Source organism: Rhizobium sp. AN68, from assembly GCF_030758035.1.
GTDB lineage: Bacteria > Pseudomonadota > Alphaproteobacteria > Rhizobiales > Rhizobiaceae > Agrobacterium > Agrobacterium tumefaciens.
In genome coordinates this window covers 1,269,386-1,291,116 of the sequence record NZ_JARWMI010000003.1, presented here as the reverse complement: position 1 = coordinate 1,291,116, position 21,731 = coordinate 1,269,386, and the positions used below count along the sequence as shown (strand labels likewise).

The window sequence follows — 21,731 nt, the reverse complement described above, 5'->3', positions numbered from 1 at the left end:
CCTCGTGCCGGCGAATCTCTCTCCATCCTAGTGTTTTCCAAGCAACACAATGTGGCGAAAATGCAACGACAACCGCGGCCTTGTCAACATTCTCAGCTGGGCCGGGAGCTGCGATACACGGAAACGCCAAGCTCGCGAATCTTCTTGCGCAGCGTATTGCGGTTGAGGCCAAGAAGATCGGCAGCCTTGATCTGGTTACCGCGCGTCGCCGTCAGGGCGGCGAGAATGAGCGGATATTCCAGTTCGCGCAGAACACGGTCGTAGAGACCCGGCGGCGGCAGGTCTTCGCCGAAACTTGCGAAATAATCCCGCATGTTTTCCTCGACCGCCTGCGAAATGGTCAACGAGCCGGTGCGGACCGCCATCTTGTCGAGCGGGCTGTCTGGAACATCCGACTGCAATTCCTGCTCGATGATCTCGCGGGTGATGACTTCCTGCGGATAAAGCGCCATCAGGCGACGGATCAGGTTTTCGAGTTCGCGCACGTTGCCGGGCCAAGCATAGGCCTTCATGACTTCCAGCGCCTCGGTCTCGAAGCGCTTTCCTTCCAGCCCCTCCTTCTCACCCGTCTGGATGAAATGGCGCACCAGATCGGGAATATCCTCAGCGCGGTCGCGTAGCGGCGGTAGCCGCAGCGGCACGACGTTCAGGCGGTAATAGAGGTCTTCGCGGAAAAGGCCCTGGTTGATCGACTGCTTCAGGTCCTTGTTGGTGGCGGCGACGATGCGAACATCGGTCCTGATCGGCGTGCGTCCGCCCACCGTCGTATATTCGCCCTGCTGCAATACGCGCAGCAGCCGCGTCTGGGCGTCCATTGGCATATCGCCGATTTCGTCGAGAAACAGCGTGCCGCCCTCGGCCTGTTCGAAACGGCCGGTCGAGCGGTTCTGCGCGCCGGTGAAGGCGCCCTTCTCATGGCCGAACAGTTCGGATTCGATCAGATCACGCGGGATTGCCGCCATGTTGATGGCGACGAAGGGGCCGTTGCGGCGCTTGCCGTAATCATGCAGCGCGCGCGCCACCAGTTCCTTGCCGGTGCCGGATTCGCCGGTAATCATCAGCGTCAGGTCGGTCTGCATCAGGCGGGCGAGAACCCGGTAGATTTCCTGCATGGCGGCCGAGCGGCCGACGAGCGGCATGCCGTCCTGCATATCGTCGTCCAGTTTGGCGGGCTTGCGCTTCGGCTCCGACAGGGCGCGGCCGATGATGGCAATCAGCTCCGTCAGGTCGAAGGGCTTGGGCAGGTAATCGTAAGCGCCCTTTTCCGAGGCCTTGATCGCGGTCATGAAAGTGTTTTGGGCACTCATCACCAGAACCGGCAGGTCGGGGCGGGCCTTCTTGATGCGCGGAAGCAGATCGAAGGCGTTTTCATCGGGCATCACGACATCGGTAACGACCAGATCGCCCTCGCCGGCAGAAACCCAGCGCCAGAGCGTTGCGGCATTGGACGTGATGCGCACATCGTAACCGGCACGGCTGAGCGCCTGATTAAGCACGGTGCGGATCGCGGCATCATCATCGGCGACGAGGATAGTAGCTGTCATCTGTCATTTCCTGTCGAGTTCGGCAAGATGCGGTCGTCCAGCGCCACTTCAGGCGAGACGGGCATCAATACGCGGAAAGTCGTGCGATGGTTCTGGCTGTCGCATTCGACAATGCCGCCATGGGCGCCGATCAGTTTGGCGACAAGCGCCAGACCCAGGCCCGAACCATTCGTCTTGGTGGTAATGAAGGGGTCGAAGAGATGCGGCAGGAGATCGGCCGGCACTCCCGGCCCATTGTCATGCACGCAAAATTCAAGCGGCAGCGAGATGCGTTCGCGGCTGCCGGCCACGGACATGCGCATGCCGGGACGATATGCCGTCGTCAGCACGATCTCGCCCTCCGACTGATTCCCGACGGCTTCCGCCGCATTTTTCACCAGATTGAGAAAGACCTGCACCAGCTGGTCGCGATTGGCATAGACCGCCGGCAGCGATGGATCATAATTCTCGGAAATCTTGATGTTGCGGGCAAAGCCAGCCTTGGCTATGGCCTTCACGTGGTCGAGCACCGAATGGATGTTGACCGGCACGCGGTCCACCGGACGCTCGTCGGAAAATACTTCCATGCGGTCGACCAGCGAGACGATACGATCGGTCTCGTCGCAGATCAGCCGCGTCAGCGCACGGTCCTCATCGGCAACCGATGTCTCGAGAAGCTGCGCGGCACCACGAATGCCCGAAAGCGGGTTCTTGATCTCATGCGCCAGCATCGAGGCAAGGCCGGTGACAGAGCGTGCAGCAGCCCGATGGGTCAATTGCCGGTCGATCTTGTCAGCCATCGACCGTTCCTGAAAGACGACGACAACAGACCCCGGCTCGCTGACAACAGGCGCGACATAGAGATCAACGAGCTTGTCCTGTCCAAGCCGGGGGGAGCTCAGATCGACCCGATATTCATTTACCGGCGCGCGACGTTCCCGCACCTGATCGATCAGCGCAAGCAGCGGACTGCCGAAAGGAATGAAGGTGGAGACGCGGTAGCGGGCGAGATGGGAGGCGCTGGCCCCGAAAAAAGCTTCTGCTTCCCAATTGGCAAAAGCGATAAAACCTTCGGCATCCACCAGAATAACGGGATTCTGCACCGCGTTCAGAACCGCCATGGCGAGCGGGTTCGCATCTGCCGGGCTGTGTTTATCAGCGCTCATGCGGCCTTCCTTGCGGCTTCTTCGCCCGCATTGTCGCAAAGGGCGGAGCGCAGCAGATCAGCCACTTCCCCCGTATCACGCGATGTCATGATTTTAGCCTTGTCGGTGGTGGCGATCTCCGTCGCGAAACGGTCGAGATACCAGCCCAGATGTTTGCGGGCATGCCGAAGACCGGCTTCCCTTCCATAAAATTCGAGCATCATGTCGTAATGTTCGACGGCGATATCGGCAATATCGGCGCGTTGCGGCGCTGCATGTCCGGCCAGTACCGCCGGCAGCCAGGGTTGACCCTGTGCACCGCGACCGACCATAACGGCATCCGCGCCGGAACGGCTGAGGATTTCACGCGCATCTTCGGCGGTCTCGACATCGCCATTGGCGATCAGCGGCACGGAAATCACCTCGCGCACGGCGCGAATGGCATCCCAGTTCGCCCGACCTTCGTAAAACTGCATACGGGTGCGGCCGTGAATGGTGATGAGCTGGATGCCAGCGGCTTGAGCGCGGCGCGCAATTTCAGGTGCATTGATGGTGTTTTCATCCCAGCCGAGCCGCATCTTAAGCGTCACGGGCACATCGACCGCGCCGACGGTCGCCTCGATCAACGACAGCGCATGGTCAGGATCCCGCATCAAGGCTGAACCGGAGTACCCGCCCGTCACCTTCTTGGCCGGACAACCCATATTGATGTCGATGATACCAGCGCCATTGTCAGCGGCAATTTTTGCCGCTTCCGCCATAAAATGCGCTTCGCGCCCGGCGAGCTGCACCATATGCGGAACCATCCCGGCATTTTTCAGCCGCGCCCAGGATTCCCCACGATTGGCGACAAGTTCCCGGCTTGCGACCATTTCAGTCACCACAAGGCCCGCGCCGTAACGCCAGGCGAGCTGACGGAAAGGCAAATCGGTCACGCCCGACATAGGCGCCAGCACCGCGCGATTACGGATCGCGACTGAGCCGATGCTGAACGGGACTGACAACTCCGGAAGGGGCAAGTGATGATCTTTCGTGCAGAAGAGTTATATGCATTATTTTTAGACAGTGTTTGCGCAGTTGCCAAGCACTTTTACAGGGTTGCACCTTTTATTTGCGCGTGGCCTGCCTGCCTGTTTTGCTGGCGGCGGCAATTTGTGCAGGTTTGAACAAACGGGATGACCGATCCTGCGGCATGTGGGTGCGGGTGGGCGGCTTATCGGGCTGGCCATTCGGGTTTTGAAACGCTAGAGCAGGACTGTCAACCATTAAGGGTTGCGCATAAAGCATAAGACCAATGCAGGAAAGTACTATGAAACTCGGCATCGTCGTTGTCGCCGCAGGACGCGGAGAAAGAGCCGGCTCCCCCGAGGAAGGGCCGAAACAATATCGCCCGATCGGTGGCAAGGCCGTGATCGAGCATACATTGTCGACCTTTCTTGCCTGGGCAGACACATCCCCTATCGTGGTCGTTATCCATGCCGACGATGCGGCACTCCTGTCACCAATCCTTGAACGGCTGAATGCCGGAGAGCGGATTGTCACCGTCACGGGCGGCGCAACCCGGCAGCAATCGGTGCTCGCTGGTCTGGAAGCGCTGGCCGCGCAAGACCTTACACATGTGATGATCCACGATGCCGTGCGGCCTTTCATCGCCGTGGACATGCTGGAACGCATCGTGGCGCTGCACAAGGCGGGCGCTGTCGGCGTTCTGCCTGCCCTGCCCGTCACTGATACGCTGAAGCGTGGCGCAGGCGATTCCGTCGCGGAAACGGTTTCAAGGCAGGGTCTTTATGCGGCGCAGACACCGCAAAGCTTCGGCTATGGCGAAATCCTCGCCGCGCATCGCGCTGCTGCCACATCCGGGAAAACCGACTTTACCGATGACGCCTCGATCGCCGAATGGGCAAGTCTGCCTGTGACGCTGGCCGAAGGCTCGGTCGACAATGTGAAACTCACTCTCAAGCGGGATATCGCCATGGCCGATGAAAAGCTCTCCTACGGACTGCCTGACGTGCGCACCGGCAATGGTTATGACGTGCACCAGCTGGAAGCAGGAGACGGTGTGACGCTGTGCGGCGTCTTCATCGAACACGACCAGAAACTCAAAGGCCATTCGGATGCCGATGTGGCGCTGCATGCGCTGACGGATGCCCTGCTCGCCACCTGCGGCGCTGGCGACATAGGCGATCACTTCCCGCCTTCCGATCCGCAATGGAAGGGTGCCGCTTCGCGCATCTTCCTCGAACACGCGGCCAAGGTAGTACGCGGCAATGGCGGCACGATCATGAATGCCGATGTCTCGCTGATTGCCGAAGCGCCGCGCATCGGACCGCATCGGCAGGCCATGCGTGAGGCGCTTTCCGACATTCTCGGCATCGCGCTGGAGCGCTGCTCGGTCAAGGCGACCACCAACGAGACGATCGGCTTCGTCGGCCGCCGGGAAGGTATTGCTGCGATTGCCACTGCCACTGTGGTCTACAAGGGCAGACCGCTATGAGCCTGTTTCCTGCGGATATACAAGAACTGGCGCGGCGGATCATTTCTGACTTTACCGCCGGCGGCTTCATGGTCTCGACGGCGGAAAGCTGTACGGGCGGCCTGATTGCTGGTTCGCTGACGGAAATCGCCGGCTCTTCTGCCGTCGTCGATCGCGGCTTTGTCACCTACACGAACCAGGCCAAGATGGACATGCTTGGGGTTGGAACTGAGACGCTGGCGAATTTCGGCGCCGTATCCCGACAGACCGCGCTGCAAATGGCGCATGGCGCGCTATTTCGTTCCCGGGCGGATTTTGCCGTAGCCGTGACCGGCATTGCCGGTCCGGGCGGAGGTTCGGCTGAAAAACCGGTGGGGTTGGTACATCTGGCCGCCAGGGCGCGCAGCGGTAAAATCCTGCACCATGAAATGCACTACGGAGAGATCGGGCGCACGGAAATCCGTCTTGCAACCATCAGAACGGCGCTCGAGATGCTGATTACCCTCAATCAGGCTGGGTCCGCGTAGATTTTATCGGCGCGGGTCTCGAAGGCTTCGGCGAACATGCGGAAGGCCCTGTCGAACATCGATCCCATGACCGCACCGAGCAGCCGGTTCTTGAATTCATACTCGATGAAAAAATGAATGGCCGAGCCGCCCTCTGCGGAGGCTTCAAAACGCCAGCGATTGTCGAGATATTTGAACGGGCCGTCGATATATTTCACGTCGATAGCGCGCTCTGCCGGGTTCAGCAGCACCTGCGTGGTGAAGGTCTCGCGAATGGCCTTGTAGCCCACCGTCATATCAGCCACCAGCAGAGTCTTGCCGTCCCGCTCCTTGCGCGAGCGGATGACCAGCGCTTCGCAAAGCGGCAGAAACTGCGGATACTTCTCCACATCGGCGACGAGGTCGTACATGCGGTCGGGCGAGTGTTTTACAAGGCGATGCGTTTCGAACTGTGGCATGAGCGGGAGTTAATCCTCGATAACAAGAAGATCAAGAAGGCGGCGAAGCTGTTTTCGGCTTTTAAGCTGGAATACCGGCACGTTGGGACCATAAAGCGCGAAATTCTGCTCGAAGATCGGGGCGTGGCGGCGTTCGAAATTCCAGATATAGCGCAGGAAATCGAGATCCAGTCTTTCGGGGCACCCTTCAGCCATTTCAGGACGCGCCTTGCCATACCCCTTGGCAATCCGAGTGATGGCGCCCCAAAGGCAAAGCCAGCGCGGCATGCGCACCCAAAGGACGATGTCGGATCTCGGCAGACGCATGTCGAAAGACGATGGATTGCTGCCGTCCATCAGCCACCGGTCTTTGGTGACGATGGCGGCGATCCTCTGCCGCTGTTCTTGGCGCGGGCGTGCCTGCCAGCCGGGCAACCAGAAAATATCGCGATCCATGGAAATGTATTCAAATCTAAAGCGTCTTACGAGCTTCCGGGAAAGCGTCGATTTTCCGCCTCCGGAGCAACCAACGACCGAAATACGCTGCGCAGATGCGATAATCGCAGCCGCGTCCTCCACGTTTTCAAGATAGTTCGGCATCGAATAAACCTCGTCTTCGCCACCATGCCATTTTTAAATAGCGCGGCTATTACTCTGCGGCGGCATGGCCGCGGCGTCCGATGTTACGGAAATTTAACTATTGCAACCCCCCTCGCAGGGATTGCTATTTATTTGCGACTAATATTACACCCATGGGATGCAACGGCGCTGGAACCTCCCATTTTCACCGCGCTTATTCATCCCTGGGTTCACACCCACATAACCCGCTTTGAGCCACTGAGTGAGCCGATGGACGATTTTTCCAACATCATCAACCTTCTCGAATCCGCCAAGCAACTTGCATCGATGAACGAAATGCCGATGCTTGCCTATCTCATCGACGTTGCGAAATGCGAGGCGAGAGAGAACAAGCCGGTTTTGCGCAAGCGCAAACGCGGCGAATCGACCGCCAAGGAAGAATGTTAGACGCCGGCTCGATAAAGCCGGCTGGCCCAATCTTCAAGACGATGTCATAATCAGGACTGAAACCGGCCGCTTTTCGAGGCGGCCGTTTCTTTGCACGATGGAAATGACAATCTCATGATCGCCGCATCCGCCGATATCAGAACCTATACGCAGGAAAGACCGAAGGAACGGCACGGCTTCGTGCAGATCGTTCTTCCGGTCTCGGGATGTCTGCGGATCGATGTAGCAGGGCTACAGGACGAATTGTCCACCGGGCGCGCGGTCTTCATTCATCCCAACACATCGCACACACAGGAAGCGACGACGATCAACCGGTCGCTGGTGGTCGATATCGACGAAACTGCTGTTCCCGAACGGGTGCTGGAGAGATTTGTCCACAAGCCGTTTCTCGATATCGCACGGGATACACGGCAGCTGATCGCTTACATGCGCGGCGTCATCGGATCGGATGGGCCGCGTGAGGATATTGCCAACCTCTGGGCACCGCTCCTGATCGACAGCCTTGCGACTGAAAAGACCGATATCCGCCACCGCCTGCATGCGCTGGGCGAGATCGTCAGAGCGGAGCCATTTTTCCCCTGGACCATCGAGACGCTCGCATCCTGCGCCGCGATCAGCGATAGCCGCCTGCATGCGCTGTTTCTGGAAGAGTTTAGCCTCCCTCCTCACCGCTGGCTTGCAGAGCTGCGCATGGACAAGGTCTGCGCATTGCTGCGCCACTCCACATTGCCGATTGCGGAAATTGCCTTGCGGGCCGGCTTCTCCGACCAGACGGCACTGACGCGCGCCATGCGCAACGCGATGGGCAAAACGCCTGCCGCTTATCGCCGGGCCTTCGGAATTCACTGAAAGCACAGCACCTCTTCTCTCAGGAGTTTTTGTCAAGACAGCCGTACGTGGCTGTGGCACATCGCGGGCAATCGTGAATGCGGATGTGACATGACATGAACAAGACAAGCCTCGGTGTTATCTACGGCATGATGGCGGGCGCTCTCTGGGGTGCGATCTTTCTCGCCCCGAAACTCGTACCGGATTTTTCCGCCCTGCAACTGTCAACGGCCCGTTACCTGACATACGGGCTGATTTCGCTCATCATCATCGGACCGCGCCTGAAACGGGTATCGGCCCATTTCGGCGCGCGCGAATGGATCGCGCTCGGCTGGCTGAGCATGATCGGCAACATCGCCTATTATGTCTTCATATCAACGGCGGTGAAACTGAGCGGCGTTGCCTTCACGTCCATCATCATCGGATTCCTGCCGGTTGCCGTCACCATCATCGGCACGCGCGATCATGGCGCGGTATCGCTCAAGCGTCTGTGGCCGTCGCTCGCCTTTGGCGCAATCGGCATTATCGGCATATCCTGGCAGTCGCTGACGGAAAGCGATGCGGGGCTGGATGTATCCCGCCTGATCGGGCTGGCCTGTGCGCTTGGCGCGCTCGCCTCATGGACGGCCTTTGCGGTTGGCAATGCCCGCTGGCTGTCACGCCTTCACGATGTCAGCGCCGACGACTGGAACATGATGACGGGTGTGGTGACCGGAGGGCTGGCGCTGGCGCTCGCCATACCGGCCTTTGCTTTCGGCGGGGAAAGCCATAGCTCCGAGGACTGGCTGCATTTTGCGGCCATCGCCGCCGGTCTCGGTTTCACCGCATCCATTCTCGGAAATGCTCTCTGGAACCGCATGAGCCGCCTGCTGCCGCTCACCATGGTTGGACAGATGATCCTGTTCGAGACGCTCTTTGCCTTGCTCTATGGTTTCCTCTGGGAAGGTCGTGGGCCAACAATCGTGGAAGTCCTGGCGATTTGCTCAGTCGTGCTGAGCGTCATCCTGTGCATGCGCGCGCATCGGCCGGAGAAGGTTGTGGCATGACTTCAGGTGAAAGCAGCAACGTCATCCTCGGGACAAGCCCAAGGATGACGCGTGAGAGAAATTGCCCGCCCCGCCCACTTACTCCGCAGCGGCCAGAAGCTTCTTCTCGCGGGCTGCGCGCAGGCGTGCAAAATCGTCGCCCGCATGGTGGGAAGAACGCGTCAGCGGGCTGGAGGAGACCATCAGGAAGCCCTTGGTATAGGCGACCGTCTCATAGGACTTGAATTCCTCCGGCGTGACATACGCCTCAACCTTGTGGTGCTTGCGTGTCGGCTGCAGATACTGGCCAATCGTAAGGAAGTCTACGTCAGCACTGCGCAGATCGTCCATCAGCTGCAGCACTTCGTTGCGCTCTTCGCCAAGGCCGACCATGATGCCTGATTTGGTGAACATGGTGGGGTCCAGTTCCTTGACGCGCTGCAACAGGCGCACGGAATGGAAATAACGCGCACCGGGGCGAACCGTGAGGTAATTGCCGGGAACGGTTTCCATATTGTGGTTGAAAACATCGGGCTTCGCCGCGACGACACGCTCCAGCGCGCCGGGCTTTTTCAGGAAGTCCGGGGTCAGAATTTCGATGGTGGTGTTGGGAGACGCAGCGCGGATCGCCCAGATCACCTTTTCGAAGTGCTCCGCGCCGCCATCGGCAAGATCGTCGCGGTCGACCGAGGTAATGACGACGTGGCTGAGGCCCATCTGCTTGACGGCCTTGGCGACGTTTTCCGGCTCGTCCATGTCAAGCGCATTGGGCTTGCCGGTCGCGACGTTGCAGAAGGCGCAGGCGCGGGTGCAGATCTCACCCATGATCATGAAGGTCGCGTGTTTCTTGTCCCAGCATTCGCCGATATTTGGACAGCCGGCTTCCTCGCACACCGTCACCAGCTTGTGACTGCGCACCAGTTCGCGCGTTTCGTGGTAGCCCTTGGATGTCGGCGCCTTGACGCGGATCCATTCCGGCTTGCGCATGACTTCGGTATCGGGCCGATGGGCCTTCTCCGGGTGGCGGATACGCTTTTCTTCGGACGAAGTCCTGTCGAGAATAGTGACCATAAGAAACCTGTTTCTATCGCTTGCCGCGATCATCACATTTATTGACGCGATGCTTTAGAACAATTCCAGAAAAAGCGTAAGCCCCTTCCGGGCACGAAGCCTAGTCAGCGCCGTACCAGCTTAGCCATGAACAACAACAGGCTGGCGCCGATGAAGGACGTTACGAAATAACCGAGCCTGCTGTCCTGCACGAAAACGTCGAAGGTTCTCAGCACCGCAACGGCAACCACCGAACCGACGATGCCGAGAACGATATTCATGAAGATGCCGAAACGCATATCCATGAGTTTGCCGGCGAGCCAGCCGGCAAGACCGCCGATGATGATTGCCGCAATCCAGCCGATATTTTCCATTCCCGCGCTCCCTTATAGAACCAGCGTTGAGACATATGGGACACCCGGCACGGTTAGACAATGCCGGGCATCACGGGGCACTCATGCGTTCAGCACACGTCCGTAGGCGTCGAGCACGCTTTCCTTCATCGACTCGGAAATGGTCGGATGCGGGAAGATCGTGTGCATCAGTTCCTCTTCGGTGGTCTCGAGGTTCATGGCGACCACGAAGCCCTGAATGAGTTCGGTGACTTCCGCACCAACCATGTGCGCGCCGATCAACTCGCCTGTCTTCTTGTCGAAGATGGTCTTGACCATGCCCTGATCTTCACCGAGTGCCACGGCCTTGCCGTTGGCCGCAAAGGAGAAGCGGCCGACGCGAATATCGCGGCCCAGTTCCTTCGCCTTGGCTTCGGTGAGACCAACAGAGGCGACCTGTGGGTTGCAATAGGTGCAGCCGGGGATCTTGAGCTTGTCCATCGGGTGAACATTCGGCAGACCGGCGATCTTTTCAACGCAGATCACGGCCTCATGCTCGGCCTTGTGGGCGAGCAGCGGCGGGCCGGCGACATCGCCGATGGCGTAGACGCCAGGCACGTTGGTCTTGCCGTAACCGTCGATGACGATGAAGCCGCGATCGGTCTTCACGCCGACGGCCTCAAGGCCGATGCCTTCGATGTTGGCGACGACGCCGACAGCCGAAATCATCCGGTCAGCGGTGATCTTCTCGGACGAACCGTCCTTCTTCTCGAGCGTCGCAGTAACCGAATTAGCAGCCTTCTCGACCTTGGCAACCTTGGTTTCCAGATGGAACTTGATGCCCTGCTTCTCCAGCTGCTTCTTGGCGGAGGCAGATATCTCCGCATCTTCGACCGGCATCACCTGGCTCATGATTTCAACGACGGTAACGTCGACACCCATGGTGCGGTAGAAGCTGGCGAATTCGATGCCGATGGCGCCGGAACCCATGACGAGCAGCGACTTCGGCAGTTCTTCCGGCTTCATTGCCTCGAAATAGGTCCAGATCAGCTTGCCATCCGGTTCGATGCCTGGAAGCGCGCGCGGGCGGGCGCCTGTGGCGACGATGATGTGCTTGGCGGTATAGGTGCCCTCGCCCAGCGTGTTCTTCGGAACCGGGCCCATCGGTTCGACGGGCTTCTTCTGGGTCTTGGAAACTACGATTTCACCGGGCTTGGTGATCTTGGCCTCGCCCCAGATGATATCGACCTTGTTCTTCTTGAACAGGAAGCCGACGCCGTTGTTCATGCGGTGCGCGATGCCGCGCGAACGATCAACGATCGCCTTGACATCAGGCTTGATCGAGCCTTCGAGCGTCAGGCCGTAATCCTTGGCGTGCTGAGCCGTATGCAAGACATCGGCAGTACGCAGCAGCGCCTTGGTGGGAATGCAGCCCCAGTTGGAGCAGATGCCTGCAAGGTGCTCGCGCTCGACCACGGCAACCTTCATGCCGAGCTGGGCTGCGCGAATCGCGGCAATATAACCGCCCGGTCCCGAACCGATGATGATGACGTCATAAGATTGAGCCATAGGTATCCTGCCTTGTCCTATCGGGTCACGGCATGCCGTTCCGAAACGAGAATTGTTGTCAAAGTCCGAGCATCATGCGAACGACGGGCTCCAGCCCGCGCCCGATAGCCCGCGTGTTTTCAGCATCGAGATGAACGCCGTCTACGGGCGTCGTGCGGGCAACTGATCCCGCATCGAAAAATCCGCAATCGAGATCGTCGGCCAAATCCCGGTAGACCGGGGCGAGCATCGCCGATTCATCGATCGCATCGCGAAAGATAGCGCCCATCACGGGGTTGGCCGTTTCGCACAGTTGCGGCGGCGCGACGATCAGAACATCCGGCGCTTCCCAGTCCGGCACCTGCCAGACATGGTTGCGCACCAGTTTGACCAGCCGCTCCACACCCTTCATCGCGACGATCGCCGAGCCATGAATCGACGGTTTCAAGTCGTTGGTGCCGAGCATGATGATGACCAGATCAAGCGGCGCGTGGCTGTGCAGAAGCGTCGGCAAGAGCCTTGCGCCGTTGCGATCGCAATCAGCGGTATGATCATCATAGGCGGTGGTTCGTCCACCCAGCCCTTCGTGAATCACCTTCACATCAGGCCCGAGCGCCTTTTGCAAGACGCTCGGCCAAAGATCGTCATGGCTGTGCCGGCCACCCGTTTCCGCATCTGATCCCCATGTCAGGGAATCGCCAAAGCAGAGGACCGACTTCACCATCTCACTCTCCGATCAAACCAGCATGCCCATCGGGTTTTCGATATAGCGCTTGAAGGCGCTGATCAGCTCGGCTCCGAGCGCGCCATCGACGCAACGGTGGTCGGTAGAGAGCGTAACCGTCATGACATTGGCGATCTTGATCTCGCCGTTCTTCACGACAGCACGCTGTTCGCCCGCGCCGACTGCCAGAATGGTGGCATGCGGCGGGTTGATGACGGCGGAGAAGCTCTTGACGCCCATCATGCCCATGTTGGACACGGCCGTCGTGCCGCCCTGATACTCCTCGGGCTTCAGCTTGCGCTCCTTGGCACGCTTGCCGTAGTCCTTCATCTCGTTGGAGATGGTGGAGAGCGACTTCTCTTCCGCCTTGCGGATGATAGGCGTGATCAGGCCACCCGGAATGGAAACGGCAACGCCGACATCCGAATGCTTGTGCTTGACCATGTTGCTTTCCGTCCAGGAGACGTTGGCATCAGGCACATCGCGCAGCGCGAGAGCCAGCGCCTTGATGACCATGTCGTTGACCGAAAGCTTGTAGGCGGGCTTGCCGTCCTTTTCGGGAGCGGCGGCGTTGAGCTGGGCGCGCAGCGCCAGAAGCGTATCCAGTTCGCAATCCACGGAAACGTAGAAATGCGGAACGGTCTGCTTGGATCTCGACCAGACGCTTGGCGATGACCTTGCGCATGCCGTCATGCGGCACCAGTTCGTAAGAACCGGGTTCGAACAGCTTGAGAACAGCTTCTTCGGACGGGCCCTTGGCAAGTGCGGCAGCCGGTGCGCCTGCGGATGCTGCGGCAGCAGGAGCAGCTTTCGCACCACCGGAAGCGGCGGCCTTTTCTACGTCTGTCTTGACGATACGGCCATGCGGACCGGAACCGGACACGGCCGTGAGGTCGAGACCGGCTTCCTTGGCGAGACGACGGGCAAGCGGCGAAGCGAAGATGCGCTCGCCGGATTTTGCAACCGGGGCCGGGGTGGAAGGTGCGGAGGCCTGGTCGGCAGCTGGCTTTTCAGCCTTGGCCGGGACAGCTTCTTCCTTTGGCGCTTCGGCCTTTGCAGCTTCCTGCTTCGGAGCCTCGGCTTTGGCCTGGGACGCGGCAGGAGCAGCATTGCCACCCTTTGCTGCCTCAGCCACATCCTCGCCATCGGCGGCGAGGATAGCGATCAGGGCGTTGACCTTGACCGCTTCCGTGCCTGCGGGAACCACGAGCTTGGCGACCGTGCCCTCATCGACGGCTTCCACTTCCATAGTTGCCTTGTCGGTCTCGATCTCGGCGATCACGTCACCGGGTGCGACCTTGTCGCCTTCCTTGACCAGCCACTTGGCCAGATTGCCCTCTTCCATGGTGGGAGAAAGGGCAGGCATGGTGATGTTTATCGGCATCGAAACGCCTCCCCTTACTTGTAGCAGACGGTTTTGACAGCCTGAACGACTTCATCGACGTTCGGCAAAGCCAGCTTTTCGAGGTTTGCCGCGTAAGGCATCGGAACGTCTTTGCCGGCAATCGTCAGGATCGGCGCATCGAGATAGTCGAAAGCGGCACGCATGACCTGGTTGGCGATGAAGTCACCAACCGATGACTGCGGGAAGCCTTCCTCGACGGTGACCAGACGACCGGTCTTCTTGACCGATTCGATGACGGTGGGCAGATCCATCGGACGGATGGTGCGAAGGTCGATCAGTTCGACGTCGATGCCGAGCTTTTCGAGTTCCGCAACCGCCTTGATTGCGTAGGTCATGCCGATGCCGAAGGAAACGATCGTCGCATCCTTGCCCTTGCGGTGAATGCGCGCCTTGCCGATAGGCAGCACGAAATCGTCCAGCTTCGGCACTTCGAAGCTCTGGCCGTAGAGAATTTCGTTCTCAAGGAAGATGACCGGATTCGGATCGCGGATGGCTGCCTTCAGGAGACCCTTGGCGTCCGCTGCCGTGTAGGGCATGACGACCTTGAGGCCCGGAATATGGCTGTACCATGCGGCGTAACATTGCGAGTGCTGAGCACCAACGCGGGCAGCAGCACCCGAGGGGCCACGGAACACCATCGGCGCACCCATCTGGCCGCCCGACATGTAAAGCGTCTTCGCAGCCGAGTTGACGATCTGGTCGATCGCCTGCATGGCGAAGTTGAAGGTCATGAATTCGACGATTGGCCGCAGGCCCGTCATTGCCGCACCGACGCCGATACCGGCAAAACCGTGCTCGGTGATCGGGGTGTCGATGACGCGGCGCTCGCCGAATTCCTGCAACAAGCCTTGGGTAATCTTGTAAGCGCCCTGATATTCGGCGACTTCCTCACCCATGACGAAGACTTTTTCGTCGGCGCGCATTTCTTCGGCCATGGCGTCGCGCAGCGCTTCACGCACCGTCGTCATCACCATTTCGGTGCCTTCAGGAATATCCGGATCGGCAGCGACTTCGATCTTAGGTGCTGCCGGAACCTTTGCGGCTTCCTTGGCAGCGCTCGGCTCCTCGGATGCTTCGCGGGTCTTGCCGCCTGCGGCATCCGAATCGGAATTTGCAGCTTCAGCCTTCGGCTCTTCCTTCTTGGCGGAAGAAGAGATGTCGGCAGCGCTTTCGCCTTCCTGGATAAGAACGGCGATCGGCGTGTTGACCTTGACGCCTTCGGTGCCGGCGTCGATCAGCAGCTTGCCGATAACACCTTCATCCACAGCTTCCACTTCCATGGTCGCCTTGTCGGTCTCGATCTCGGCAATCACGTCGCCGGAAGTGACCTTGTCGCCTTCCTTTTTAAGCCATTTGGAAAGCGTGCCTTCCTCCATGGTCGGGGAAAGGGCGGGCATAAGAATTTCTACTGGCATGGGTTTCCCTTTCCCGATCAGAGCAGAATGTCGGTGTAGAGCTCGGATACATCCGGCTCTGGGTCGTTCTGGGCGAAGTCTGCGCTATCGGCGACGATATCACGGACATCCTTGTCGATGGCCTTCAACTCGTCTTCGCTTGCCCAGCCCTGCTCCAGAAGCCGTGCCTTGACCTGCTCGATCGGGTCATGTTCGGAGCGCATCTTCTGCACTTCGTCTTTCGAACGGTATTTCGCCGGGTCGGACATGGAGTGACCACGGTAACGGTAGGTCAGCATTTCCAGAATGATCGGACCCTTGCCGGAGCGGCAATGTTCCAGCGCCTGATCGGCGGCTGCCTTTACGGCGCGCACATCCATGCCATCCACCTGGATGCCGGGAATGCCGAAGGACTGGCCGCGCAGCGAATAGTTCGACTGTGCGGTGGCGCGGGCGGTCGAGGTGCCCATGGCGTAACGGTTGTTTTCAACGATATAGATGATCGGCAGTTTCCAGAGAGCGGCCATGTTGAAGCTCTCGTAGACCTGACCCTGGTTGGCGGCGCCGTCACCGAAATAGGTCACGGAGACATTGTCGTTGCCGCGATATTTATTGGCGAAGGCAAGACCGGTTCCGAGCGAAACCTGCGCACCGACGATGCCGTGGCCGCCGTAGAAATGTTTCTCCTTGGAGAACATGTGCATCGAGCCGCCCTTGCCCTTCGACAGGCCGCCCTTGCGACCGGTCAATTCGGCCATGACGCCACGCGCGCTCATGCCCAGAGCCAACATATGGCCGTGGTCACGGTAAGCGGTGATGACCTGATCGCCTTCCTTCTGAGACATCTGCATGCCGACAACAACGGCTTCCTGACCGATGTAGAGGTGACAGAAACCACCGATGAAGCCCATGCCGTAAAGCTGACCGGCCTTTTCCTCGAAGCGACGGATGAGAAGCATCTCACGATAGGCGTGAAGCTCTTCTTCCTTCGAAAAGTCCGGGCTGTTCTTACCGGTGAATTCGCCTGCAGCCTTTGCCGTTGTCTTTCGGCCGGATACGGACGCGGTTTTTCGCGGCGCCATTCATCCCTCCCTGAGTTGTCGTTTGAATGGATAGATTGGCGCGTACCATATGCAAGAAAATGCCATGCAGCAATGCTTTAAACGCATGGCACATATTCATGCTAAAGTGCTGTGAATAAATCACAAATCATTAATTAACTTGATTTCGGTTAATTAGAAGTAGGTATTCATGATGACAATTTCGTCCGTACGGGACATATTCAACTGATAACGGGAAATCTCGTCAATCATGTCACGTTCGAGAGAACCGTCGCTCAATAATTCGACCTGCCGCTCCAGCGCAACGCGCGCCTGCGTCAGCTTGGCAAGCTCTGCCGTTCTGGCAATACGCTGTCGCTCCAGCCGCTCCGTCGCCTGAAGGCCGAAGTCGCCGTGGATGGAATGATACCCGAAATAGGAAAGAAAAGCGATCGTAATGGCCGGAACGATCAAACGGCCGAATCGTCTCTTTTTATGATGTCTGGTCCACATGCCGGAGAGAAGCCTTAAAACGCATAATGTGAGTCTCGAGACTAATGCGGATTGTTTAACTATCCGTTGACCTTAAATTCCGCGCGGCTGATAGACGCAAAAAAGCCCGCCAGAGGCGGGCTAATAATGACGAAGATATCAGAGAGAGTTCGTTATGCCGAGCGTGATCCGGCATCAAGCCACAGCGCGTCTTCGCCGTGAAAAGAGTCTTTTCAACCCAGGGACCTGGGCTGACTGAACCCCGGATCAACTCGGGAGTGAGCAGTGCGGATAAACCGCCCATCCCTGAGACTGGCCCGCCAGGCGGCGGGCCATATCGCGAAACCCGAACGCGGATTATCCGCGCAGGATCGAACGGCCGGCGTAAGCAGCCTGCGGGCCCAGCATTTCTTCAATGCGGATAAGCTGGTTGTACTTTGCGAGCCGGTCGGAACGGGCAAGCGAGCCGGTCTTGATCTGACCGCAGTTGGTTGCGACCGCGAGATCGGCGATGGTGGAATCTTCCGTTTCGCCCGAACGGTGCGACATGACGGCGGTATAACCTGCCTTGTGCGCGGTTTCGACTGCGTCCAGCGTCTCGGAAAGCGAACCGATCTGGTTGACCTTGACGAGGATGGAGTTGGCGACACCCATCTTGATACCGTCGCGAAGGCGGGCGGAGTTGGTGACGAAAAGATCGTCGCCCACCAGCTGGCACTTGTTGCCAATGAGATCGGTCAGCGCCTTCCAGCCATCCCAGTCGTCTTCAGCCATGCCGTCTTCGACGGAGATGATCGGATATTTCGCCACGAGCTCGGCCAGGTATTCGGCCTGCTCGATCGGCGAACGGGTCTTGCCTTCGCCTTCATAAACGTAATTGCCGTTCTTGAAGAATTCGGTCGCCGCACAGTCGAGACCGATGAACATGTCGTCGCCTGGACGGTAGCCAGCCTTTTCGATCGACTTCATGATGAAATCGAGTGCTGCCGGCGCGCTTTCGAGACCCGGTGCAAAACCGCCCTCATCGCCGACATTGGTGTTGTGGCCCTGTGCGGACAGTTCTTTTTTCAGCGTATGGAAGACTTCGGAGCCCATGCGCACGGCTTCGCGAATATTTTCTGCGCCGACCGGCAGGATCATGAATTCCTGGAAGTCGATGGGGTTATCGGCATGCGCGCCGCCGTTGATGATGTTCATCATCGGAACCGGCAGAAGATGCGCGTTCGGGCCGCCGACATAACGGTAAAGCGGCAGGCCGGAGGCTTCAGCGGCAGCCTTCGCAACGGCGAGCGACACGCCGAGGATGGCGTTGGCGCCGATGCGCGACTTGTTCGGCGTGCCGTCGAGCGCGATCATCATCTGGTCGATCTGGATCTGGTTTTCAGCGTCGAAACCGCCAATCGCGTCGAAGATTTCCGTATTGACGGCTTCGACCGCCTTTTCCACGCCCTTGCCGAGATAACGCTTGCCGCCATCGCGCAGCTCAACCGCCTCGTGCGCGCCGGTGGAGGCGCCGGAGGGAACGGCGGCACGGCCCATGGAGCCGTCTTCGAGATAAACGTCGACTTCAACGGTCGGATTGCCGCGGCTGTCGAGAATTTCGCGCGCGATGATATCGGTAATGGCAGTCATGGTCTCTCCCTTGGGAATGGAACAGATATTTTCCGTCGCCTGTCTTAGACGATGGCGAAGAAATTACAATGACGGTGGGCAGCGGAAACGGCCCGCCCGCCATTAAAATCGATTGGCACAAAAGTGCCCGCCGTCACGGTCAGCCGATCAGGCTTTCGTAATCGCGTCGAAAGCCAGAAGCTTTTCGAGCAGTTTCGGCATGTCCTTCAAGTGGACCATGTTAGGGCCGTCTGACGGCGCATTGTCCGGATCCTCATGCGTCTCGATGAAGAGGCCGGCCACGCCAACCGCAACGGCCGCACGCGCCAACGTCTCGACGAATTCGCGCTGGCCACCTGTGGAGCCGCCCTGCCCGCCCGGTTGCTGCACCGAATGGGTGGCATCGAACACGACAGGTGCGCCGAGCGCTGCCATGATCGGCAAAGAGCGCATGTCGGAAACCAGCGTGTTGTAACCGAAGGACGCGCCGCGCTCGCACAACATCACATTCGGATTGCCGCTCTCATTGAGCTTGGCGAGCACGTTCTTCATGTCCCAGGGCGCCAGAAACTGGCCTTTCTTGACGTTGATGATGCGGCCGGTTTTGGCGGCAGCAACGAGAAGATCGGTCTGGCGGCTGAGGAACGCCGGAATCTGCAGCACGTCCACCACCTCGGAAACGATGGCGCATTGCTCTTCCGTGTGGATGTCGGTCAGAACAGGAAAACCGAATTCCTTTTTGAGATCGGCAAAAACCTGCATCGCGTTATCCAGGCCGATGCCGCGTTTTCCGGAAAGCGAAGTGCGGTTCGCCTTGTCGAAAGAGGACTTGTAGACAAGCCCTATTCCCAGCTTGTCGCAAAGCTCCTTCAGGACGCCAGCGATCATGAAGGCATGTTCGCGGCTTTCCATCTGGCAGGGGCCGGCAATCAGCGAAAACCGCTCGGTATTCGAGAAGGAAACCTTGCTGGCGCCATCGCCGGCGGTGACTTTAAGATTGTTCGTAACGCTCATCATTTTTCCTCGAAGGCGAAGGCAACACCCTGACCGGGTGCTGCGGGCACCACCAGACGGCCGTCCGCTTTTGCGCAGGACACGCCATTAGCAGCAAGCACCGCCTCTGTCACGGCAAGATCGTGTGACGAAAAGACAATGCCCGCGCCGCGCAATCCGCCTTCGTTGCCATCCTGAGCATTCAGGGCCTGCCCGCTGAAAGCCGGTTTTCCGGTCAATCTGATGCTGGCATTGCCGGTCGCGAAAACCATATCACCGCCCGGAGACCATTTGCCTTCACAGCCAAACACCGTCTCGATCAGGCCCGCCACCTTCATATCGCCGCCGGTAAACAGGACGATTTCACTGAGGCCGGTGACACCATTGGCGTGGCGCTCCAGCATGGTGCGATCGCCCGGAAGGGCTTGAACCCGTTGACAACTGAACAAAAAGAAATCCGCGGCCGCCCCGCTTGCAGCAAAAGCAAGCCGGAACGCCGCCTCGCCTTGCGAGCCATCCGGCATCCGAACAGGCCGCGAAAACTCGAAAACATCGCCCGCCGAAAGGCCGGCTGCCCGAAACCGCTCATGGTCAACCAAGGCGTCTTCAGTCCTGGCGACAAGAGCCGAAAAACCCTCCTGCCCGTCCCGTTGCCGGAAGGCCACATCCCTGCCAGTGAAAACATCACCCCTCTCTATTGACGCATTATATTTAGCCGGATCAGTAATTGCGAGCGGCTCCAGATAGGTGCCATCGGCGAAAAATACGCAGGCATTTTGGGTGCCGAAAGGATGCAGAGCCTCCGGCGCAACCGTAAAGCCAAGACTGACGAGGCGCTTCACGGCGACGCCTATGACTTCCACGGGCAAAACGAGATGGTCAACGCTATAGGGTTTCGTCATGAAAATGTATCCTGCTGGCCTTCCGCCCGGAGCATGCCGGGACGGTTTCGACCGCACAAAAGCACAATTGCGTGCTATGAGGCAAATCATCACAGCAACAGATGGCACCTTCACGAAATTTTAGGGGATTGCAGAACACATATGGAACATATAGTGTTCGTTCTGTATTTGTTTCGCGACTTCCACTACGATTCTAAAGGGTGTTTTCCTCATGCTCACGCGCAAACAGCAGGAATTGCTTCTCTTCATTCATGAACGAATGAAAGAGTCCGGCGTGCCGCCCTCCTTCGATGAAATGAAGGACGCACTCGATCTTGCTTCGAAATCCGGCATCCACCGCCTGATAACCGCTCTCGAAGAGCGAGGATTCATTCGTCGGCTACCGAATAGAGCTCGGGCGCTGGAAGTCATCAAGCTGCCCGAGGCTTATACGCCGGGTGCAAGGCCGCAGCGCGGCTTTTCGCCAAGCGTTATCGAAGGCAGCCTTGGCAAGCCCAAAACGCCGGAACCGGCCCCTGCCCCCAAGACGCCGGCCAATGATCTGGGCGGCGCTGTCACCGTGCCGGTCATGGGCCGCATCGCTGCGGGCGTACCGATTTCCGCCATCCAGAACAACACCCATGATGTGGCCGTGCCAGTAGACATGCTTGGCACGGGCGAACATTACGCTCTTGAGGTCAAGGGTGATTCGATGATCGAGGCCGGCATTTTCGACGGCGACACAGTCATCATCCGCAACGGCAACACCGCCAATCCCGGGGATATCGTTGTGGCTCTGGTGGATGACGAGGAAGCCACGCTGAAGCGCTTCCGCCGCAAGGGTGCCTCCATTGCGCTCGAGGCGGCAAACCCAGCCTATGAGACCCGTATCTTCGGGCCCGACCGGGTTAAAATTCAGGGCAAGCTGGTGGGGCTGATCCGCCGCTACCATTGATCTTATCGAACCGAACGTATTCACTTTATAATAGGCGTCATCGTGAAGATGGCGCCTATATTGGGTTTGGCTTTTTCCAAACGTGGCGGGCTTTTGCGGGTGCACGAGGATATGCGCCATCCAGCCTATGCGCGTTGCCCTTTCTAAACTGAGTTCCTGCTCCATAAAGATGCTTCGGTTTCGCTACAGGCGTGGTGGCGAATGGGCTGCTCGCTGTAATTGTCGAAGCGATCCCATCCGCTGTTTTTTAGCGACGTTGTTCTGTCGTGTTGCGCAGTCAGTTTTAGTCGTCACCAAAGGGTGACTTATCGAAGGCGCGCTCTCAGCGGCCCCACATCAC

The 21,731-nt window shown here is 58.8% G+C and carries 21 protein-coding genes and 1 pseudogene; 6 read left to right on the top strand and 16 right to left on the bottom strand.

Going from position 1 to position 21,731, the window contains the following annotated elements:
* Positions 1 to 92 precede the first annotated feature (92 nt).
* From ntrC to dusB, 3 genes are read right to left on the bottom strand one after another with little or no spacing between them, the layout of a single operon-like run.
* On the bottom strand, positions 93 to 1,544 hold the full coding sequence (gene ntrC, locus RBH71_RS19340) for a nitrogen regulation protein NR(I) (RefSeq protein ID WP_323687450.1): 1,452 nt from the start codon (positions 1,542 to 1,544) through the stop codon (positions 93 to 95).
* The gene (locus RBH71_RS19335) at positions 1,541 to 2,689 is read right to left on the bottom strand and encodes a two-component system sensor histidine kinase NtrB (protein ID WP_003512904.1); all 1,149 of its coding nucleotides are present in this window, start codon (positions 2,687 to 2,689) and stop codon (positions 1,541 to 1,543) included. Before RBH71_RS19335 ends, ntrC begins: the two co-directional genes overlap by 4 nt.
* Positions 2,686 to 3,672 carry a tRNA dihydrouridine synthase DusB gene (gene dusB / locus RBH71_RS19330; RefSeq protein WP_371414565.1) on the bottom strand — a complete coding sequence of 329 codons (987 nt, stop codon included), beginning with the start codon at positions 3,670 to 3,672 and terminating at the stop codon, positions 2,686 to 2,688. The genes RBH71_RS19335 and dusB overlap by 4 nt, the downstream gene beginning before the upstream one ends.
* A 305-nt stretch (positions 3,673 to 3,977) precedes the next feature.
* Between dusB and RBH71_RS19325 the strand changes: the two genes are divergently transcribed.
* A complete protein-coding gene (locus RBH71_RS19325) occupies positions 3,978 to 5,165 on the top strand; it encodes a bifunctional 2-C-methyl-D-erythritol 4-phosphate cytidylyltransferase/2-C-methyl-D-erythritol 2,4-cyclodiphosphate synthase (RefSeq protein ID WP_003512901.1) in 1,188 nt (395 codons plus the stop codon).
* Positions 5,162 to 5,671, top strand: a complete 510-nt coding sequence (locus RBH71_RS19320) for a CinA family protein (RefSeq protein WP_003512899.1) — start codon at positions 5,162 to 5,164, stop codon at positions 5,669 to 5,671. The genes RBH71_RS19325 and RBH71_RS19320 overlap by 4 nt, the downstream gene beginning before the upstream one ends.
* Here the strand turns inward: RBH71_RS19320 and RBH71_RS19315 are convergent.
* A complete protein-coding gene (locus RBH71_RS19315; protein WP_003512897.1) occupies positions 5,653 to 6,108 on the bottom strand; it encodes a type II toxin-antitoxin system RatA family toxin in 456 nt (151 codons plus the stop codon). The two genes, RBH71_RS19320 and RBH71_RS19315, sit on opposite strands and share 19 nt — an antisense overlap.
* 9 nt (positions 6,109 to 6,117) lie before the next feature.
* Positions 6,118 to 6,687: a hypothetical protein gene (locus tag RBH71_RS19310; RefSeq protein ID WP_003512895.1), complete on the bottom strand. Its 570-nt coding sequence runs from the start codon at positions 6,685 to 6,687 to the stop codon at positions 6,118 to 6,120.
* A 249-nt stretch (positions 6,688 to 6,936) separates the two neighbouring features.
* Between RBH71_RS19310 and RBH71_RS19305 the strand changes: the two genes are divergently transcribed.
* From RBH71_RS19305 to RBH71_RS19295, 3 genes are all read left to right on the top strand, one after another.
* Entirely contained in the window at positions 6,937 to 7,113 is a 177-nt protein-coding gene (locus tag RBH71_RS19305; RefSeq protein ID WP_003512893.1) for a hypothetical protein, read from the top strand.
* Between the two features lie 114 nt (positions 7,114 to 7,227).
* Complete coding sequence (locus RBH71_RS19300; protein WP_003512891.1) at positions 7,228 to 7,962, top strand: helix-turn-helix transcriptional regulator; 735 nt, start codon at positions 7,228 to 7,230, stop codon at positions 7,960 to 7,962.
* Positions 7,963 to 8,057: 95 nt separating this feature from the next.
* Positions 8,058 to 8,987 (top strand): DMT family transporter, encoded by a 930-nt coding sequence (locus tag RBH71_RS19295; RefSeq protein WP_003512889.1) that lies wholly within the window; start codon positions 8,058 to 8,060, stop codon positions 8,985 to 8,987.
* Positions 8,988 to 9,065: 78 nt separating this feature from the next.
* Here RBH71_RS19295 and lipA read toward each other — a convergent pair whose 3' ends face one another.
* From lipA to RBH71_RS19240, 11 genes and pseudogenes are all read right to left on the bottom strand, one after another.
* Complete coding sequence (gene lipA / locus RBH71_RS19290) at positions 9,066 to 10,037, bottom strand: lipoyl synthase (RefSeq protein WP_003512887.1); 972 nt, start codon at positions 10,035 to 10,037, stop codon at positions 9,066 to 9,068.
* 104 nt (positions 10,038 to 10,141) lie between these two features.
* A complete protein-coding gene (locus RBH71_RS19285) occupies positions 10,142 to 10,390 on the bottom strand; it encodes a GlsB/YeaQ/YmgE family stress response membrane protein (protein WP_003512885.1) in 249 nt (82 codons plus the stop codon).
* 81 nt (positions 10,391 to 10,471) lie between these two features.
* Complete coding sequence (gene lpdA / locus RBH71_RS19280) at positions 10,472 to 11,917, bottom strand: dihydrolipoyl dehydrogenase (protein WP_003512883.1); 1,446 nt, start codon at positions 11,915 to 11,917, stop codon at positions 10,472 to 10,474.
* Positions 11,918 to 11,975: 58 nt separating this feature from the next.
* Positions 11,976 to 12,620, bottom strand: coding sequence for an SGNH/GDSL hydrolase family protein (locus tag RBH71_RS19275; protein WP_003512881.1), 645 nt, complete (start codon positions 12,618 to 12,620; stop codon positions 11,976 to 11,978).
* Between the two features lie 12 nt (positions 12,621 to 12,632).
* Positions 12,633 to 14,004 (bottom strand): annotated as a pseudogene (locus tag RBH71_RS19270) (pyruvate dehydrogenase complex dihydrolipoamide acetyltransferase).
* A gap of 14 nt (positions 14,005 to 14,018) precedes the next feature.
* On the bottom strand, positions 14,019 to 15,440 hold the full coding sequence (locus RBH71_RS19265; RefSeq protein ID WP_003512876.1) for a pyruvate dehydrogenase complex E1 component subunit beta: 1,422 nt from the start codon (positions 15,438 to 15,440) through the stop codon (positions 14,019 to 14,021).
* 17 nt (positions 15,441 to 15,457) lie between these two features.
* Complete coding sequence (gene pdhA / locus RBH71_RS19260; protein WP_003512874.1) at positions 15,458 to 16,501, bottom strand: pyruvate dehydrogenase (acetyl-transferring) E1 component subunit alpha; 1,044 nt, start codon at positions 16,499 to 16,501, stop codon at positions 15,458 to 15,460.
* 153 nt (positions 16,502 to 16,654) lie between these two features.
* Positions 16,655 to 16,972, bottom strand: coding sequence for an FtsB family cell division protein (locus RBH71_RS19255; RefSeq protein ID WP_003512872.1), 318 nt, complete (start codon positions 16,970 to 16,972; stop codon positions 16,655 to 16,657).
* A gap of 336 nt (positions 16,973 to 17,308) precedes the next feature.
* A complete protein-coding gene (eno, locus tag RBH71_RS19250) occupies positions 17,309 to 18,583 on the bottom strand; it encodes a phosphopyruvate hydratase (RefSeq protein ID WP_003512870.1) in 1,275 nt (424 codons plus the stop codon).
* A 147-nt stretch (positions 18,584 to 18,730) separates the two neighbouring features.
* On the bottom strand, positions 18,731 to 19,576 hold the full coding sequence (kdsA, locus tag RBH71_RS19245) for a 3-deoxy-8-phosphooctulonate synthase (protein ID WP_003512868.1): 846 nt from the start codon (positions 19,574 to 19,576) through the stop codon (positions 18,731 to 18,733).
* On the bottom strand, positions 19,576 to 20,457 hold the full coding sequence (locus tag RBH71_RS19240; RefSeq protein WP_003512866.1) for a VOC family protein: 882 nt from the start codon (positions 20,455 to 20,457) through the stop codon (positions 19,576 to 19,578). Before RBH71_RS19240 ends, kdsA begins: the two co-directional genes overlap by 1 nt.
* A gap of 211 nt (positions 20,458 to 20,668) precedes the next feature.
* Between RBH71_RS19240 and lexA the strand changes: the two genes are divergently transcribed.
* On the top strand, positions 20,669 to 21,391 hold the full coding sequence (gene lexA, locus RBH71_RS19235; RefSeq protein ID WP_003512859.1) for a transcriptional repressor LexA: 723 nt from the start codon (positions 20,669 to 20,671) through the stop codon (positions 21,389 to 21,391).
* The last annotated feature ends 340 nt before the right edge of the window (positions 21,392 to 21,731 follow it).